Annotated in this window: 12 protein-coding genes and 1 pseudogene; 7 read left to right on the top strand and 6 right to left on the bottom strand. The window is 71.7% G+C overall.

The features are described 5' to 3' along the window. Positions 1 to 1,663: excinuclease ABC subunit UvrC (gene uvrC, locus ACGF8A_RS31035; protein WP_393113578.1), on the bottom strand; the 1,663-nt coding region annotated here is incomplete at its 3' end. A 302-nt stretch (positions 1,664 to 1,965) separates the two neighbouring features. On the opposite strand from uvrC, the gene ACGF8A_RS31030 reads away from it, so the two are divergent. From ACGF8A_RS31030 to ACGF8A_RS31020, 3 genes are all read left to right on the top strand, one after another. After that, on the top strand, positions 1,966 to 2,961 hold the full coding sequence (locus tag ACGF8A_RS31030) for a hypothetical protein (RefSeq protein WP_393113577.1): 996 nt from the start codon (positions 1,966 to 1,968) through the stop codon (positions 2,959 to 2,961). Positions 2,962 to 3,040: 79 nt separating this feature from the next. After that, a complete protein-coding gene (locus ACGF8A_RS31025) occupies positions 3,041 to 4,072 on the top strand; it encodes a LacI family DNA-binding transcriptional regulator (RefSeq protein WP_393113575.1) in 1,032 nt (343 codons plus the stop codon). Beyond that, positions 4,069 to 4,980, top strand: coding sequence for a carbohydrate kinase (locus ACGF8A_RS31020; protein WP_393113574.1), 912 nt, complete (start codon positions 4,069 to 4,071; stop codon positions 4,978 to 4,980). The genes ACGF8A_RS31025 and ACGF8A_RS31020 overlap by 4 nt, the downstream gene beginning before the upstream one ends. Positions 4,981 to 5,048: 68 nt before the next feature. Here the strand turns inward: ACGF8A_RS31020 and uvrA are convergent, their stop codons facing one another. Further along, positions 5,049 to 8,075, bottom strand: coding sequence for an excinuclease ABC subunit UvrA (gene uvrA, locus ACGF8A_RS31015; RefSeq protein ID WP_393113573.1), 3,027 nt, complete (start codon positions 8,073 to 8,075; stop codon positions 5,049 to 5,051). 225 nt (positions 8,076 to 8,300) lie between these two features. On the opposite strand from uvrA, the gene ACGF8A_RS31010 reads away from it, so the two are divergent. Both ACGF8A_RS31010 and ACGF8A_RS31005 read left to right on the top strand, forming a co-directional pair. After that, entirely contained in the window at positions 8,301 to 9,005 is a 705-nt protein-coding gene (locus ACGF8A_RS31010) for a maleylpyruvate isomerase family mycothiol-dependent enzyme (protein ID WP_393113572.1), read from the top strand. A 50-nt stretch (positions 9,006 to 9,055) separates the two neighbouring features. Further along, positions 9,056 to 9,712 carry an MBL fold metallo-hydrolase gene (locus ACGF8A_RS31005; RefSeq protein WP_393113571.1) on the top strand — a complete coding sequence of 219 codons (657 nt, stop codon included), beginning with the start codon at positions 9,056 to 9,058 and terminating at the stop codon, positions 9,710 to 9,712. A gap of 496 nt (positions 9,713 to 10,208) precedes the next feature. Here ACGF8A_RS31005 and aroQ read toward each other — a convergent pair whose 3' ends face one another. Further along, the gene (gene aroQ / locus ACGF8A_RS31000) at positions 10,209 to 10,682 is read right to left on the bottom strand and encodes a type II 3-dehydroquinate dehydratase (RefSeq protein WP_393113570.1); all 474 of its coding nucleotides are present in this window, start codon (positions 10,680 to 10,682) and stop codon (positions 10,209 to 10,211) included. Between the two features lie 193 nt (positions 10,683 to 10,875). Between aroQ and ACGF8A_RS30995 the strand changes: the two are divergent. Together ACGF8A_RS30995 and ACGF8A_RS30990 are read left to right on the top strand one after the other, a co-directional pair. Next, a pseudogene (locus tag ACGF8A_RS30995) lies at positions 10,876 to 11,115 on the top strand (LD-carboxypeptidase); the annotation flags it as partial. A 95-nt stretch (positions 11,116 to 11,210) separates the two neighbouring features. Next, positions 11,211 to 12,488, top strand: a complete 1,278-nt coding sequence (locus tag ACGF8A_RS30990; RefSeq protein WP_393113569.1) for an MFS transporter — start codon at positions 11,211 to 11,213, stop codon at positions 12,486 to 12,488. A gap of 30 nt (positions 12,489 to 12,518) precedes the next feature. Here ACGF8A_RS30990 and ACGF8A_RS30985 read toward each other — a convergent pair whose 3' ends face one another. The 3 genes from ACGF8A_RS30985 to ACGF8A_RS30975 form a co-directional block, all read right to left on the bottom strand. After that, positions 12,519 to 13,619 (bottom strand): calcium:proton antiporter, encoded by a 1,101-nt coding sequence (locus ACGF8A_RS30985; RefSeq protein ID WP_393113568.1) that lies wholly within the window; start codon positions 13,617 to 13,619, stop codon positions 12,519 to 12,521. Positions 13,620 to 13,801: 182 nt separating this feature from the next. Beyond that, the gene (locus ACGF8A_RS30980) at positions 13,802 to 14,800 is read right to left on the bottom strand and encodes a TerC/Alx family metal homeostasis membrane protein (RefSeq protein WP_393113566.1); all 999 of its coding nucleotides are present in this window, start codon (positions 14,798 to 14,800) and stop codon (positions 13,802 to 13,804) included. A 232-nt stretch (positions 14,801 to 15,032) separates the two neighbouring features. After that, a complete protein-coding gene (locus ACGF8A_RS30975) occupies positions 15,033 to 17,045 on the bottom strand; it encodes a TerD family protein (RefSeq protein WP_393113564.1) in 2,013 nt (670 codons plus the stop codon). Positions 17,046 to 17,049: the final 4 nt, after the last annotated feature.

The following is a 17,049-nucleotide window of genomic DNA, read 5'->3' as shown; positions in this document are numbered from 1 at the left end:
CGAGGCCGTGGGTGCCGCCGCCCGCCAGAGCGCTGCTCGTGGAGCCTTCGGCCGCGAGGCCGTGGGTGCCGCCGCCCGCCAGAGCGCTGCTCGTGGAGCCTTCGGCCGCGAGGCCGTGGGTGCCGCCGCCCGCCAGAGCGCTGCTCGTGGGGCCGTCGGCGGGGTCAAGGGCGCCGGCCTCACGGGTGGCGGCGCCTTCCGTGCCGTCGCGCGGGGTGCCGTTCGCCGGGCCCGGCTCGCCGTCCGCCCACTCCCCCGTCCGCTCCTTCTCGGCGAGGTAGCGCCTGAAGCGGCGGGTGATCACCTCGTGCATCGAGCGGACGTCGTCCTGTCCGGCGAAGCCCTTGATCTGGAACCGGCGGTACTCGCTCTTGCGCTGCAGGCCGTCCTCGAAGACGACCATGGACGCCACCACGTCGTCGCCCTGGAGGTGCGAGATGTCGTAGCACTCGATCCGCAGCGGGGCGCTGTCCAGGTCCAGGGCGCCGGCGATCTCCTCCAGCGCGCGCGAGCGCGTGGTCAGGTCGGAGGCACGCTTGGTCTTGTGCAGCGCGAGCGACTGAAGGGCGTTGCGCTGCACCGTCTCCATCAGGGCCTTCTTGTCGCCGCGCTGCGGGATGCGCAGCGAGACGTTCGAGCCACGGCGTACGGTCAGCCATTCCTGGACCGGCGCCACCGGGTCGGGCAGCGCCGGGACGAGCACCTCCTTGGGGACCGCGTCACCGGTCTCCTCCCCGTAGAGCTGCTGGAGGGCGTGCTCCACGAGGGCGCCGGTCGTGATCTCCTCCACCTTGTCGGTGACCCAGCCGCGCTGGCCGCGGACGCGTCCGCCCCGGACGTGGAAGATCTGCACGGCCGCTTCCAGCTCGTCCTCGGCCACGGCGATGAGATCGGCGTCGGTGGCGTCCGCGAGCACGACCGCGTTCTTCTCCATGGCCTTCTTCAGGGCCTCGATGTCGTCCCGCAGCCGGGCCGCCCGCTCGTACTCCAGGTCCTCGGCCGCATCCGTCATCTGCTCCTCCAGCCGGCGCAGGTACGTGCCCGTGCGCCCGGTCATGAAGTCGCAGAACTCCTCCGCCAGCTCCCGGTGGTCCTCGTCGGAGATCCGGTCGACGCAGGGCGCGGAGCACTTGTCGATGTAGCCGAGCAGGCAGGGGCGGCCGGTGCGGCGGGCGTTCTTGAAGACGCCGGCCGAGCAGGTGCGCACCGGGAAGACCCGCAGCAGCAGGTCGACGGTGTCGCGGATCGCCCACGCGTGCGCGTACGGCCCGAAGTAGCGCACGCCCTTCTTCTTGTGGCCACGCATCACCTGCACGCGCGGGTACTGCTCGTTCATCGTCACCGCGAGGTACGGGTAGCTCTTGTCGTCGCGGTACTTGACGTTGAACCGGGGGTCGTACTCCTTGATCCAGGAGTACTCCAGCTGCAGCGCCTCGACCTCCGTGGACACCACCGTCCACTCCACGGACGCGGCCGTGGTGACCATGCTCCGGGTGCGCAGGTGCAGGCCGGCCAGGTCCTGGAAGTAGTTGGCCAGGCGCTGGCGCAGGCTCTTCGCCTTTCCGACGTAGATCACCCGGCGGTGCTCGTCACGGAACCGGTACACCCCGGGGGTGTCCGGGATGTCTCCCGGCCTGGGGCGGTAGCTGGAGGGATCGGCCATGTCTCACACCCTACTGGCGAGCGGTGACACTCCGGCGGGCCTGTGGACAACGCCCACCGCGGCGCCGGGCGGCGCTGTGGACGGCCGCCCCTGAGGCACCGGTCGAACCTCGGCCACGAGCACACCACGGTTGGGCTTCAGGTGTTGTCGAGGCATGGTCAACACGCTTCAATGCGGAGGAACTCGGGCCGGTGAACGGCGGCGTACCGGTGTGAACACGGCCTGCCGCCGCCCGGGTGCCCCGGACGACCTGCGCGAACGGTCTGACCAGCCGTCGTGATCCAGCACAGAAAGGCCCCTGCATGCCGCACGCCACACCGCACGCGGACGTCGTCCCCGCGGACCTGGACACCGACGTGGCCGCCGAACCGGGCACGGAACTGGACACGGCCCTGCGCGGCGGCCCCTTCCACGTCGCGCTGCGTGCCGCGATAGCCGCGCGCGGCCTGCCGTTGCAGCGGGTCCAGCACCATCTGACGCGGTACGGCGTGAAGGTCGGCGTCACGAGCCTGAGTTACTGGCAGCAGGGCGCCCGCCGCCCGCAGCGCCCCGAGTCGCTGCGCGCCGTACGGGCCCTGGAGGAGATCCTCCAGCTCCCGGAGGAGTCACTGATCCGGCTGCTCGCCGAGCCGGGCGGCGAGCGCGGGTCCATACGCCGCCCCGAGGGCCGTTCCTACCGGTCCCTCGTCGAGGCCTCGGGCGTCCTCGAACGGCTCCTCGCCGAGCTGGACGCCCCGCAGGACGGCGGTCTGCACATGCTCGGGCACCACGAACAGGTACGGATCGGGGCGCGCCGCGAGCTGCTGGGCCGCGAGTCGCACCACATCGTGCGCGCGCACCGGGACGGTGTCGACCGCTTCGTGGCCGTCCACCACGGCGACCCCGGGTGCGCCCCGGACCGCACCGGCGTGCACGCTCTGGAGAACTGCCGTACCGGACGCGTCCGCTGGGACCACGAGACCGGGCTCCTGGTCGCCGAGCTGCTCTTCGACACCCGGCTGCGCGCCGGCGACACCTTCCTCTTCCGGCACGCCGTCGAGGACGGCACGGCGGGCGTGTCCCGCGAGTACGTGCGCGCCTTCGGGCCGGCCGGCGGGCAGTACGCCCTTCAGGTGCGGTTCGACGCAAACGCGCTGCCGGCGCGCTGTCACCGGTTCGCCCAGCACTCGGCGGCGGCGCCGCGCAGCGGCCACCAGGACCTGCCGCTGGCCGGCCGGCACCACTCGGTGCACCTGGTGGAGCCGCGCGTGCGGGCGGGGCTGGTGGGGATCGGGTGGGAGTGGGACGCCTCGGCGTAAGCGTTTGCGCAAGCGTTTACGTCCGTCGCGCAATGAGATACGGTCCCCGCCAGGAAGGGCACGGCCACAGGGAGGCCCGATGGCGACGATGGCGGACGTGGCGCGGAGCGCCGGAGTCTCCGTGGCAACCGTCTCCCACGTGCTGAACGACACCCGGCCGGTGCTGCCGCGGACCCGCCAGGCCGTTCTGGACGCCGTCGACGAACTCGGCTACACCCCGAACACCCTCGCCCGCTCCCTGGTGACCTCGCGCACCCGCTCCATCGGGCTCGCGGTGTCGGCCATCAGCAACCCCTACTTCACGGAGATCCTCCAGGGCGTCGAGGCGACCGCCCTGGAGCGCGGCTACGGCCTGCTCATCGCCGACCCGCACGACGATCCGCGACATGAGCGCAAGGTCGTCCAGCTGCTGCACGAGCGACGCGTGGACGGGCTGATCGTCGCGCCGTCCCCCCAGCCCCGCGAGCTGCTCTCCTACCTGCACCGGCACCAGGTGCCCGCCGTGCTCCTGGACCGCCTGGTCGACGATCCGGCCGACGGCACCCCGCACTTCGACCAGATCTGCGCGCAGGGTGCGGAGCCGGTGGCGAGCCTGGTCTCGCACCTCGCGGAGCTGGGGCACCGCCGTATCGGCCTGGTCGCCGGCCTGCGCGGTCTGAGTACGACCGCAGAACGGATCACCGGCTACCGCCACGGGCTCGCCGCCGCCGGGCTCCCCCACGACGAGCGGCTCGTCGTGCACGGCGACTCCGAGTCGGCCGGCGGCGAGCGGGCCACCGCCGCCCTGCTCTCCCTCGCCTCGCCGCCAACGGCTCTGGTCACCGCCAACAACGCCATGACCATCGGCGCCCTGCGTGCCCTGCGCACCCGGGGCCTGTCCGTGCCCGGCGACATCGCGCTGTGCTGTTTCGACGACTTCGCCTGGGCGGACCTCTTCTCACCCCGGCTGACCGCGATCGCCCAGCCCAGCAAGGAACTCGGCGCCGAGGCCGTGCGCATCCTGCTGGAACGCCTCGCCGACGCGGGCCGGCCCGCCCGGACCGTGCGGCTGCCCTGCACGTTCGTCCACCGCAGCTCGTGCGGCTGCCCCGAGAAAGGACCCGACTCGTGATCGTCGTCGCCGGTGAGGCCCTGATCGACCTGGTACCGCAGGGCACGGGCGCCCTCGCCGGACTGCGCCCCGCCCTCGGCGGCGGCCCGTACAACACGGCCGTCGCCCTCGGCCGGCTCGGCTCCGCCACGGCGTTCTGCTCCCGCGCCTCCCGCGACGCCTTCGGCGAAGCCCTGCTCGACGGACTGCGCAAGGCCGGTGTGGACGTCTCGGCCGTGCAGCGCGGCCCGGAGCCGACCACGCTGGCGGTCGCCACGATCGACGGGAACGGCTCGGCCGCCTACTCCTTCTACGTCGACGGCACCGCCGACCGGCTCTTCACGGTCCCGGAGGGCCTGCCCGCCGCCACCCGCGCCCTCTCCTTCGGCACCTGTTCGCTGGTCCTGGAGCCGGGGGCGAGCGCCTACGAGAAGCTGATGCGGGCCGCTGCCGCCCAGGGCGTGTTCACCGCGCTCGACCCCAACATCAGGGCCGGGCTGATCCCCGACGCGGACGCCTACCGGGCCCGGTTCCTCGGCTGGCTGCCCTCGGTGACGCTGCTCAAGCTCTCCGAGGACGACGCGCTCTGGCTCGGCGGCACGCCCCACGAGTGGCTGGCGGCGGGGCCGTCGGCGGTGGTGGTCACCCGGGGCGGTGACGGGCTCACCGTCTACACCCGGGACGGCGGCGAGCACTCCGTGCCGGGCGAAGAGGTCGCCGTGGTGGACACGATCGGCGCGGGTGACACGGTCAACGCGGCCTTGCTGCACCGCCTGTCCACCTGGAACGCCCTGTCCGCCGAGGCCCTCGCCGGCCTCGGCGCCGATGCCTGGACCACGCTCCTGCGCTTCGCGGCCCGCGCGGCCGCGATCACCTGTTCACGGGCGGGCGCGGAACCGCCGTACGCGTCGGAGCTGGACGAGCTGTGAAGGGCCCGGCGAAGGGGCGGTGACCAGGCGGGAGTGCCCGCCCCGGCACCGCCCCTTCGTGTGCGGGCTCAGGCCTTCCTGGCCCGCGTCGTCTTCTTCGCGGGGGCCTTCTTGGTGGCCCCGGCCGCCTTCTTCGCCGCCGTGTTGTCGACCGCCTTGACCGTCGCGGTCCGCTTCGCCGGCGCCTTGGCCGCGACCGTCTTGCGGGCCGCGGTCCTGCGCGGGGCAGGCACCGCGGCCGCGTCGCTGATCCGGTCGGCGCCGAGGACCTCCCGCAGGAACTTTCCGGTGTGGCTCGTCGGCACCCCGGCGACCTCCTCGGGCGTGCCCTCGGCGACGACGAGGCCGCCTCCGGCGCCGCCCTCGGGGCCCATGTCCACGAGCCAGTCGGCGGTCTTGATCACGTCGAGGTTGTGTTCGATGACGATGACCGTGTTGCCCTTGTCGACCAGGCCGGACAGGACCTTCAGCAGCTTGCTGATGTCCTCGAAGTGCAGACCGGTGGTCGGCTCGTCCAGGACGTAGACGGTGCGCCCCGTGGAGCGCTTCTGGAGTTCGCTGGCGAGTTTCACACGCTGGGCCTCACCGCCGGAGAGGGTGGTCGCCGACTGGCCGAGGCGGACGTAGCCGAGGCCCACGTCGTGCAGCGTCCTCAGGTGGCGGGCGATCGCGGGGACGGCCTCGAAGAAGTCGAGGGCCTCCTCGATCGGCATGTTCAGGACCTCGGCGATGGACTTGCCCTTGTAGTGGACCTCCAGGGTCTCCCGGTTGTAGCGGGCGCCGTGGCAGACCTCGCACGGGACGTACACGTCCGGGAGGAAGTTCATCTCGATCTTGATCGTGCCGTCACCGGCGCAGTTCTCGCAGCGGCCGCCCTTGACGTTGAACGAGAAGCGGCCCGGCAGGTAGCCCCGCACCTTCGCCTCGGTGGTCTCGGCGAACAGCTTGCGGACGTGGTCGAAGACTCCGGTGTACGTCGCCGGGTTGGACCGCGGGGTGCGGCCGATGGGCGACTGGTCGACGTGGACGACCTTGTCGACGAGGTCGTCGCCGTCCACGCGCGTGTGCCGGCCGGGCACGTTCCTGGCGCCGTTCAGCTCGCGGGCCAGGTGCGTGTACAGGATGTCATTCACCAGCGTCGACTTGCCGGAGCCGGACACACCGGTGACGGCCGTGAACACGCCCAGCGGGAACGACACGTCGATGTCCTGGAGGTTGTTCTCCCGGGCGCCGTGCACCGTGAGCTGCCGGGAGGGATCACGCGGCCGCCGGATGTCCGGCACCGGGATGGACTTCTTCCCGGCGAGGTACTGGCCGGTCTGCGACTCCTCGTTGACGAGCAGCTCCCTCAGGGAGCCGCTGTGCACGACCTTGCCGCCGTGCTCGCCCGCGCCGGGGCCGATGTCGACGACCCAGTCGGCGACCTTGATGGTGTCCTCGTCGTGCTCGACGACGATGAGCGTGTTGCCCATGTCGCGCAGCCGGACCAGGGTCTCGATCAGCCGGTGGTTGTCCCGCTGGTGCAGGCCGATGGACGGCTCGTCGAGGACGTACAGGACGCCGACGAGGCCGGAGCCGATCTGGGTGGCCAGCCGGATGCGCTGGGCCTCGCCACCGGACAGAGTGCCGGCCGCGCGGTTCAGTGAGAGGTAGTCCAGGCCCACGTCGACCAGGAACCGCAGCCGCTCGTTGACCTCCTTCAGGACGCGCTCGGCGATCTTCTTGTCCCGCGCGCTCAGCTTCAGCTCACCCAGGAAGTCCGCGCAGTCGGCGATCGACATCGCGGAGACCTCGGCGATCGACTTCTCCATGATCGTGACCGCGAGGACGATCGGCTTCAGGCGCGTGCCCTCACAGGTGGGGCAGGGCACCTCGCGCATGTAGCCCTCGAAGCGCTCACGGCTGGCGTCGCTCTCGGCCTCGCTGTGGCGGCGCTTGACGAAGGGCACGGCACCCTCGAAGGGCGTGGTGTACACCCGCTCGCGGCCGTACCGGTTGCGGTAGCGGACCTCGATCTGGGTCTTGTGCCCGTACAGCAGGGCCTTCCTGGCGCGCTGCGGAAGGCCCGCGAAGGGGATGTCGGTCCGGAAGCCCAGCGCGTCCGCGAGGGCGCCGGTCAGGCGGCCGAAGTAGTCCTTGGTGTGCCCGTGCGACCAGGGGTGGATCGCGCCCTCGTCGAGGGACTTGTCCTCGTCCGGGACGATCAGCTCGGGGTCGACCTCCATGCGCGTGCCGATGCCGGTGCACTCGGGGCAGGCGCCGAAGGGGGAGTTGAAGGAGAACGAGCGCGGCTCCAGCTCCTCGAAGGACAGGTCGTCGTAGGCGCAGTACAGGTGCTCCGAGTACATGCGCTCACGCTCGGGGTCGTCCTCGGGGAGGTCGACGAAGTCGAGCACGACCATGCCGCCGGACAGGCCGAGCGCGGTCTCGACGGAGTCGGTGAGGCGGCGTTTGGCGGAGTCCTTCACCGTGAGGCGGTCGATGACCACCTCGATGGTGTGCTTCTCCTGCTTCTTCAGCGTGGGCGGGCTGGAGAGCTGGATCGTCTCGCCGTCCACCCGCGCACGGGAGTAGCCCTTGGTCTGGAGGTCGGCGAAGAGGTCGACGAACTCGCCCTTGCGCTCCCGCACCAGCGGCGAGAGCACCTGGAAGCGGCTCCCCTCCGGCAGCTCCAGGACCTTGTCGACGATGGCCTGCGGCGACTGGCGCGAGATCGGGCGGGCGCACTCGGGGCAGTGCGGCTTGCCGATGCGCGCGAAGAGCAGACGCAGGTAGTCGTAGACCTCGGTGATGGTGCCGACCGTCGAGCGCGGGTTGCGCGAGGTCGACTTCTGGTCGATGGAGACCGCCGGGGACAGACCCTCGATGAAGTCGACGTCCGGCTTGTCCATCTGGCCCAGGAACTGGCGGGCGTACGAGGAGAGCGACTCCACGTAGCGCCGCTGGCCCTCGGCGAAGATGGTGTCGAAGGCCAGGGAGGACTTGCCCGAACCCGACAGGCCCGTGAAGACGATGAGCGAGTCACGAGGCAGATCGAGCGAGACGTTCTTCAGGTTGTGCTCGCGCGCGCCACGGACGATGAGACGGTCGGCCACGCCGGTCCGCACCTTTCTTGAGAGAAGTGACAGGGGCGGGGCCCCCGTGCTTTCTCAGACTAGGGGGAGCCACTGACAACGCCGGTCGGATTCCCGGGGTTGCATAACAATCCCCGGCTCTCCAGCATGCCCGACGCCACCGCCGACCATATAGCACGCGCATTCGATTTACGGCCGGGGTTCACCGCCTTCACTCGAAGGAGTGGCGGGGCTAGGGTCGGCCCCATGACTGATCACGTGCGTGACCTGGCGTCTGTACAAGACGCGACGGAACGGCTGCTCACCGCAGCGGCCAAGCTGGACAACGCGGCTGTGACCGAACCGTCACGGCTTCCCGGCTGGAGCCGCGGTCATGTACTCGCCCACCTCGCCCGCAACGCGGACGCCCTGGTGAACGTCCTGGAGGGCCGTCCCATGTACGTCTCCGCCAAGGCCCGGGACGCCGACATCGAGCGCGACGCCCCGCGCCCCCTGGCCGCCCAGCTCGCCGACGTCCGGGACAGCGCCACCCGTTTCCAGGAACTGAGGGCCGTGCCCGCCGACTGGTCGCGCACGGTGGAGCTGCGCAACGGCGTGACCGACTCCGCGTCCCGGGTGCCGTTCCGGCGCTGGGCCGAGGTCGAGCTGCACCACGTGGACCTCGGCATCGGCTACGAGCTGGAGGATCTTCCGGCGGAGTTCTCGGAGCGGGAGATCGACTTCCTCGCCGACCGGTTCGCAGGCCACCCCGGCGTCCCGCCCACGCGTCTGACGGACGGCACGCGCGCGTGGAGCACGGGCCGGGCGCCGGAGGCGGACCGGGGGGCGGGCGCCGCCCGGATCACCGTGACGGGCTCCCCGGCCGGCCTGCTCGGCTGGCTCGCGGGGCGCCGGGACGGCTCCGGGCTGACCGTCGAGGGCGGGCCGCTGCCCTCGCTGCCCCCGTTGTAGCGGCGCCGGTGCCCTGCTCGCCGTACCCCTGCCGCCCTAGACTGAACGCCATGACGTACAGCGGACAGGTGACGGTCGGTGGCCCGGCGGACGTGCACGAGCTCAAGGACCTGATGATCACCAAGATCGCGGTGGGCCCGATGGACAACAACACCTATCTGCTGCGCTGCCGGGCCACCGACGAGCAGTTGCTGATCGACGCGGCCAACGACGCGCGTACGCTGCTCGGCATGATCGGTGACGACGGCATCGCGTCCGTCGTCACCACCCACCAGCACGGCGACCACTGGCAGGCCCTCGCCGAGGTCGTGGCGGCCACGGGCGCCCGCACCCATGCGGGCCGCGACGACGCCGACGGCATCCCCGTGCCGACCGACGTCCTCCTCGACGACGGCGACGTCATCCGGGTGGGTCGCGTGGAGCTCACCGCGCGCCACCTCGTCGGACACACGCCGGGCTCCATCGCCCTGGTCTACGACGACCCGCACGGGCATCCGCACGTCTTCACGGGGGACTGCCTCTTCCCCGGCGGCGTGGGCAACACCCGCAAGGATCCAGAGGCGTTCGCGCGTCTGATCCACGACGTCGAGACGAAGATCTTCGACACGCTCCCGGACGAGACCTGGGTCTACCCAGGCCACGGCAACGACACCACCCTCGGCGCGGAGCGACCGCACCTGCCGGAGTGGCACGCGCGCGGGTGGTGAGATTCCGGACAGCCACGGGGCCTCGTACGGCCACCGGGGATCCCGCAAGTTCATGGGCCTCGCACGTGCCACCGGCGCCCCGGACGTCCATAGCGGCGTTGCGCGGCCACGAGTGACCCGGGCGCCCATGGCGGCCCGCAAGTCTCACCGGCGCACCCGGGCGTCCATAGTTGCCCCGTACGGCCACCGGCGGCCCTGGACGTCCGTAGCCGGCCTCGTACCGCCACCGCGACCCCGGACGCCCGCAGGCGCCCAGGAAGTCCACAGCGGTCCCGGAATCCCGCCGAGGCGCGAACTGCAGGACGCGCGCCCCGTGTGAATCCTCTGCACACGCCGGTCGCCCGCGCGCGCTCCCCGGGCGCGTGGTTGCGCGGTCAACTGGTAGCAGCCCCGCGCGGGACGACGGCAGCCGCGCGGAATGGGCCGCCGGTCCTCGATCCCCGCCCTCGGCCGGCGGCCCGGGCAACCCGTCCCGGCTGCGGGGGCGCGCGGCCGGCTAGGCGTCGGCCTGTGCCGCCCCGGCCAGCGCCGCGACCCGCTCCACCCCGAACACGTACCCCTGGACACCGCATCCCGCGATGACCCCGTCGGCGCGCAGCGAGACGTACGAGTGGTGCCGGAACGACTCCCGCTGGTGGATGTTGGAGATGTGTACCTCCAACACAGGCATCCCGTCGCAGGTGTTGAGCGCATCCAGGATCGCGACGGAGGTGTGCGAGTAGGCGCCGGGGTTGATGACGATCCCGCAGTGGCTGAGCCGTGCCTCGTGGATCCAGTCGACCAGCTCGCCCTCGTGGTTGGACTGCCGGAAGTCCACGGTGCCACCGTGCGCCGCGGCCGCCTTGGCGCACAGGCCCTCGACATCGGAGAGGGTGTCGGAGCCGTAGATCTCCGGCTGGCGTTGCCCGAGAAGGTTCAGGTTGGGCCCGTTGAGGATCATGATCGGGGCGCTGGCCAGGGTGCGGGGCACGGTTCCTCCGGTCCGGTCGGGGTCGGGCGGCCCGCGGGGGCCGCTGCTCAGACCCGGTTTATCACGATGCGCCGGCAGCGATGCCCCTCGCAACCTCCCCGCATGACCACACCCGAGTACCCTCCCAAGCCGTCACCCGGCGACCGGATCGCCGTGATACCGCCCTCCGCCGGGCTGCCCGGGCTCTTCCCGCTCCCTGCTGACGGGCCGCCCCAAGACGTGGTCCTTCGACCGTCCCAGCACCCCGGAGGAGGGGGCGCGTTACGCCGCCGATCAGCGCGAAGCCGTACTGCGCGCGCTGCGGGCGTACGCCCCAGACACCCTGGTCGTCTTCGACCTGGACCTCGGGCACACCGATCCCCGACTCGTCATCCCCTACGGGGGCCTGATCAGCGTCGACGGTCCCGCCCGGCGCATCACGGTCACCCACTGAGGCACGCCCCGCACCCCCGCGCGCCCCCGTAACCGGCCGTCACCGTGGGTAGTTGACGCGGCATGCAAGACGTACGCTCCGTAAGGGCACCTTCCATGCTGCGGCTCGCGGCCGCCTCACTCGCCGGGACGGCCATCGAGTTCTACGACTTCTTCGTCTACGGGACCGCGGCGGCCCTGGTCCTCGGGCCGCTGTTCTTTCCGACGTTCTCGCCGCTGGCGGGGACGCTGGCCGCCTTCGCGGCCTTCGGCGTCGGCTTCGTGGCGCGGCCGCTGGGCTCCGTGCTGTTCGGGCACATCGGGGACCGGCACGGACGCCGGCCGGTCCTCGTCGGCTCGCTGCTGCTCACCGGCGCGTCGACGGTCGCCGTCGGCTGTGTACCCACGTACGGCTCTATCGGTGTGGCCGCTCCCGTGCTGCTGGTCGCTCTGCGGTTTCTGCAAGGTCTCGGGCTCGGCGGTGAGTGGGGCGGGGCCGTCCTGCTGACCGCGGAGCATGCCCCGGCCGACCGGCGGGGGCTGTGGTCGAGCTTTCCGCAGATGGGCCCGCCGGTGGGCTTCGTACTGGCGAACGGTGCGGTGCTGACGCTTTCGGCGACGCTGAGCGACGCCCAGTTCGCCGCGTGGGGGTGGCGGGTGCCGTTCTGGGCCGCCGGGGTGCTGGCCCTGGTGGGGCTGTGGCTGCGCTCGTCGCTCACCGAGAGCCCCAGCTTCCTCGGCATCGACGACTACGCGCGCGTGCCGCTCGCCGAGGTCGTGCGCGACCACTGGCGACTGGTGCTGCTGACCGCCGGAGCACTGGCCGTGGGCTATGCGATCTTCTACGCCGTGACCACCTGGTCCCTCGCGTACGCGACAGAGCGGCTCGGAGTGAGCCGTACCGTCATGCTGACCTGCATCATGGCCGCTGTCGTGGTGAAGGGGGCGCTGACACCGGTGGCGGCGACGCTCGGCGACCGGTACGGGCGGCGGCCGCTGTGCCTTGCCGGGTGCGCGGCGGCCGCACTGTGGATGTTCCCGATGGTCGCCCTGCTCGCGACGGGCGCCCCGTTGCTGATCTTCCTCGGCTTCCTGGTCGCGCTGGTCGCGTTCGTCACGATGTTCGGGGTGATCGCGGCTTATCTGCCGGAGCTGTACGAGGCCCGCGTGCGCTGCACGGGTGCAGCGGTCGGCTACAACCTCGGGGGCGTACTCGGAGGCGCGCTCACCCCCATCGCGGCGACGGCCCTGGCTGAACAGGGCGGCCGGGTGCCGTGGGGCGTGGGCGCCTATCTGACCGGCCTCGCACTGCTGAGTCTTGGCTGCTTCGCACTGCTTCCGGAGACTCGGCCGACGGGGGTGCGTGCCGCGGAGGTGGGGGCTGCGGCCGGCTGACCCCGGGGACGGCGCCGGGCGGTCAGACCCTCACGGAGTGACCGCCAGTTCCAGATACGCCGCCAGGATCACCAGGTGGACGCCTCCCTGGAGCGGTGTCGCCCGGCCCGGTACCACCGTCAGGGAGGCGACGACGACGGTCAGCGCGAGCAGCACCATGTGGGTGGCGCCGAGGCCCAGGATGAGTGGTCCGGAGAGCCAGATGGATGCCAGGGCCACGGCGGGGATGGTCAGGCCGATGCTGGCCATGGCGGAGCCGAGCGCGAGGTTGAGGCTGGTCTGCACGCGGTCGCGGCGCGCTGCGCGCAGCGCGGCGATGGTTTCCGGGAGCAGCACCAGCAGTGCGATGATCACGCCGACGACGGCATGGTCCATGCCGGCGGCCGACACTCCCGACTCGATCGCCGGTGACACGCCCTTCGCCAGGCCGACCACGCCGACCAGCGCGAGCAACAGCAGCCCGAGGCTGATCGAGGCGGTGCGGGTGGACGGGGCGGCGGCGTGGCGGTCCACCGTGATCACCTCTCCCTTGTGGGTGATGGGGAGGAAGTAGTCGCGGTGCCTGACGGTCTGGGTCGTCACGAACAGGCCGTAGAGGATCAGCGAGGACACCGCGGCGAAGGTGAGCTGCACGCCCGAGAACTGCGGGCCGGGCCTGCTGGTGGTGAACGCCGGCAGCACGAGGCTGAGCGTGGCCAGCGTGGCCACCGTCGCGAGGGCGGCGCCGGTGCCCTCGGGGTTGAAGACGGCCGTGCGGTGGCGCAGGGAGGCCACCAGCAGGCTGATGCCGACGATGCCGTTGCAGGTGATCATCACCGCGGCGAAGACCGTGTCCCGGGCCAGGGACGCGCTCTTGTCGCCGCCGTCCACCATGAGGGCGACGATCAGGCCCACTTCGATGACTGTGACGGCGACGGCGAGGATGAGGGAGCCGAAGGGTTCGCCGACGCGGTGGGCGACGACCTCGGCGTGGTGCACGGCGGCGAGGACCGCGCCCGCCAGGACGACCGTCATCAGCACGACGACGCCGGCCGGCACATCCCGGCCCCAGGTGAGGACCAGCAGGACCGCCGCCAGCACCGGCACCACGGATGTCCACCCATGGGCGAGTGACCAGAGCCTGGCGATCATGCGGGGATCGTCCCAGACGGGGTCGGGCCTCGCATTCCGGCCGGGCGGAAGCCGGCGGGGGCGAGGGACGCCGGTACGCCGGCGTCATGGCTTCCTTGTGGGGGCCGGGGACCGAACCGCGGGAGCGGTGCCCGGCCGTTCGCCGAGCACCGCTCCCGGTGGTGTCGCTCCGTCTGCCGCGGTCAGACGTCGACGCTGTCCTTGGGAGCGTCTTCGCCACGCTCCTCGGCCTCGGCCGCCGCCTGCTTCCGGGAGGCCGCCAGGCTGGTGATCGTGGTGACGATCAGGACGGTGCAGATCACACCGAGGGAGACCGGGATGCTGATCTCCGGGACATGGATCCCGGACTCGTGCAGGGCGTGCAGCACCAGCTTGACGCCGATGAAACCGAGGATGATCGACAGGCCGTACGACAGGTGGACCAGCTTCTTCAGCAGGCCGCCGATGAGGAAGTACAGCTGCCTCAGGCCCATCAGCGCGAAGGCGTTGGCGGTGAAGACGATGTACGGGTCCTGCGTGAGGCCGAAGATCGCCGGAATGGAGTCGAGCGCGAACAGGACGTCCGTGGAGCCGATGGCGAGCATCACGACCAGCATCGGGGTCATGACCCGCTTGCCGTTCTCCTGGATCCACAGCTTGGTGCCGTGGTAGCGGTCGGCCACGCCGAAGCGGCGCTCGGCGGCCTTGAGGAGCTTGTTCTCCTCGTACTCCTCGTCCTCCTCCTCGGCCCGGGCCTCCTTGATCAGCTTCCAGGCGGTCCAGATGAGGAACGCACCGAAGATGTAGAACACCCAGGAGAAGCTGGCGATGATCGCGGCACCCGCGGCGATGAAGATCGCACGCAGCACCAGGGCTATGAGCACACCGACGAGGAGCACCCGCTGCTGGTACTGCGAGGGCACGGCGAACTTCGCCATGATCAGGACGAAGACGAAGAGGTTGTCGACGCTCAGCGACTTCTCGGTGATGAAGCCGGCGAAGAACTCACCGGCGGGCTGTCCCCCGCCGAAGAGGAACAGGCCGAGGCCGAAGAGTCCGGCCAGGACGATCCAGACGACGGTCCAGATCCCGGCTTCCTTGATCGATACGTCGTGGGGCTTGCGCCCGATGAAGAAGTCGACCGCGATGAGCGCGGCAAGTCCCACGATGGTCAGGACCCATAGGGTCGGGGAAACAGCCACTGCGCCTCCGGCAGTACGTAACGGCGAACAGATAGGTCAGCGTCGTCGCTGCCGGAGGTCTCTTCCACCCAGGAAGTGGGCCGACGCCCCGGGATCTGGCCTGATCCGTATTGACGGGGACGCCGCAGTAGTCAGGGAGTACTCCCCTCCGCACGGACGAGGGTACCCGCATCACCAAGGAAAGGTAAAGCACTTGGCAAAGTAGAGGCCAAATCCCCTGGTCGGATGGGCTTTACCGATGCTTCGTGCGGGCGGCGGCGACCTGGTCGAGCACCTGCTGGAGGACTTGGCTCCCCGGCGGGACCAGCGACGGCTCGTAGGTCCAGGCGTGCCCCACCCACGGGTCGGCGAGGTGGTCGTCGGGCCCCGGCGTCAGGCGCAGCAGCGAGCGCCACAGGGGGTCGAGCAACGGCCCGTAGGCCGCGGCGTCCTCCCGGTCCGCGACCATCATGAGATGGACGCCGACGTCCGGGCCCTCGTCGGCGAGGTAGCGCAGCTGGGTGACGGCCCGGTCGTCGAAACCGTGCGGGAAGTCGTTGACCACCACCAGGTTCTGGGAGGTGTCGAAGCCCGGTGGGAGGGCGTCGGCCGCACCGCCGCGGACCGCCATCTGCACCAGGTCGACCCGCCGGGTGAGCGTGCCCAGGACGTCCGTCACCCCTGCCGCACCGATCGCGGGCGGGGCCGCGAGCACCCCGCTCTGCACCAGCGGGACCAGCGTCTGCGCGCCCGAGCCGGCCGGGTCGATGACGTACACGGTGAACTCGCCAGCCGGGTGCACCGCGAGCAGCCGCGCCACATGCGCCACCGCCGCCTCCATCGCCAGGCGCCGCAGGTCGTGCGCGTCGCGGAGCACGCCGTCGGAGGAACCGGCACGTCCGCTGTCTATCCACAGGCCTCGTTCCAGCGGAAGCCGGACCAGCATCGGGATCCGCAGCTCGGCGGACTCCGGCAGATGCAGCTCGCCCAGGCGCAGCGCCATGGGCATCTCCATCGGTACGCGGTAGCCGTGCCAGACGGGGTTGTCCCAGCGGGCGTATGCCGGTGGCAGTGCCGGTTCGACCACGTCGGTCTCGGCGGCGAGCTGGGCGACGTCCCGGTCGAAGGCCTGCCTGGCCTCGTCGACCAGCCGGTCGTGCCGGGCGCGGGCCGCCTCGCGCGCGGCGTCGGCCTGCCCGCCGATGCGGCTGCGCGGGTCGGACAGGACCGCTTCCAGCTCCTTGTCCATCCGCGACTCGGCGAAGTCGACGGCGCTGCGGTACGCGGCGGCGGTGCGGGCCAGGTCCTCGAACATGCCCCACACCTGGTTGTAGAGCCGCTCGTCCATGGACCAGCCGGTCGCGTCGCCCGCGACGGGCCGGGCGGGCCCGCCGGGCGTCGCCACAGGAGCGGCCGGCGGGGGCGGCGGGGGCGCCGAGTTCCGGCGGCGTGGGTGGTTGTAGTCGATCGGGCCGCCCGCGGGCACGGACGGCTGGATGAGGGCGGAGGGGCCGGCCGGGTCGGTCGGATCGGTCGGGGTGGACGGGTCGGTGGGCCCGGTGCCTGCGGGGTAGCCGGGGTGTGCCGCCGTGGTGCCCTGGGGCGCCTGCGCGCCGTAGGGCGTCCCGGCGTGGTCCGGGCCAGGCGTGGGCGCGGCGGCCTGGCGGGCGCGTTCGCCGCCGGCCGTACGGGGCGGCGGCGCCACCGAGCGGGCAAGGCCCTGGGCGACCGCGTCGTCGATGGCGCCGGCGAGCTGCTGGGCCTGGGGCAGGCCCTGGTCGGCGAAGAGTTCGGCGAGCCCTCCGGCGTAGCCCTGGCCGACGGCGCGCACCTTCCAGGCGCCCTGGCGACGGTAGAGCTCCAGGGCGACGACGGCCGTCTCCGCTTCCAGACCGGTGAGGGTGAAGCTGGCGAGCTCGGTGCCGTCCAGCCCGGTGACCGCGACGAAGGGAGCGGCCACGGCGCCGAAGCGGGACGGTCCCCCGGCGCCGGTGGGCAGCGCGAGCAGCACATGGACGCGATGCGCCGTGTCCGGCATGGCGTCCAGGTCCACCGCGAGACGATGGGCCGCGGCGGCCTGGCGGGGGACCTCCAGGCCGGACAAGGTGGGTGCGCCCGGGTGGGCGACCCGCTCCGTGTCCCGGACCTTGCCCTGCTCGTCGCCGATCGTGGCCACGGCCACGATCGGCTTGCCGGCCGAGACCCTGATCTCCAGGCGGGCCTGGGAGAGCGGATGGTTCTGCCCCCGCACCAGCTCGGCCGTCATCGCC

Source organism: Streptomyces sp. NPDC047706, from assembly GCF_043204795.1.
Classification (GTDB): domain Bacteria; phylum Actinomycetota; class Actinomycetes; order Streptomycetales; family Streptomycetaceae; genus Streptomyces.
Note: the sequence above shows the minus strand (reverse complement) of the source record. Positions and strands in the feature narration are given on the sequence as shown.

What these genes read in the sequence shown, in the direction of transcription:
- ACGF8A_RS30985 (WP_393113568.1), bottom strand. Translation starts at nt 13,619, where the DNA reads ATGATCGCCAGGCTCTGGTCACTCGCCCATGGGTGGACATCCGTGGTG.
- ACGF8A_RS30990 (WP_393113569.1), top strand. Translation starts at nt 11,211, where the DNA reads ATGCTGCGGCTCGCGGCCGCCTCACTCGCCGGGACGGCCATCGAGTTC.
- ACGF8A_RS31025 (WP_393113575.1), top strand. Translation starts at nt 3,041, where the DNA reads ATGGCGACGATGGCGGACGTGGCGCGGAGCGCCGGAGTCTCCGTGGCA.
- ACGF8A_RS31010 (WP_393113572.1), top strand. Translation starts at nt 8,301, where the DNA reads ATGACTGATCACGTGCGTGACCTGGCGTCTGTACAAGACGCGACGGAA.
- ACGF8A_RS31030 (WP_393113577.1), top strand. Translation starts at nt 1,966, where the DNA reads ATGCCGCACGCCACACCGCACGCGGACGTCGTCCCCGCGGACCTGGAC.
- ACGF8A_RS30975 (WP_393113564.1), bottom strand. Translation starts at nt 17,045, where the DNA reads ATGACGGCCGAGCTGGTGCGGGGGCAGAACCATCCGCTCTCCCAGGCC.
- ACGF8A_RS31005 (WP_393113571.1), top strand. Translation starts at nt 9,056, where the DNA reads ATGACGTACAGCGGACAGGTGACGGTCGGTGGCCCGGCGGACGTGCAC.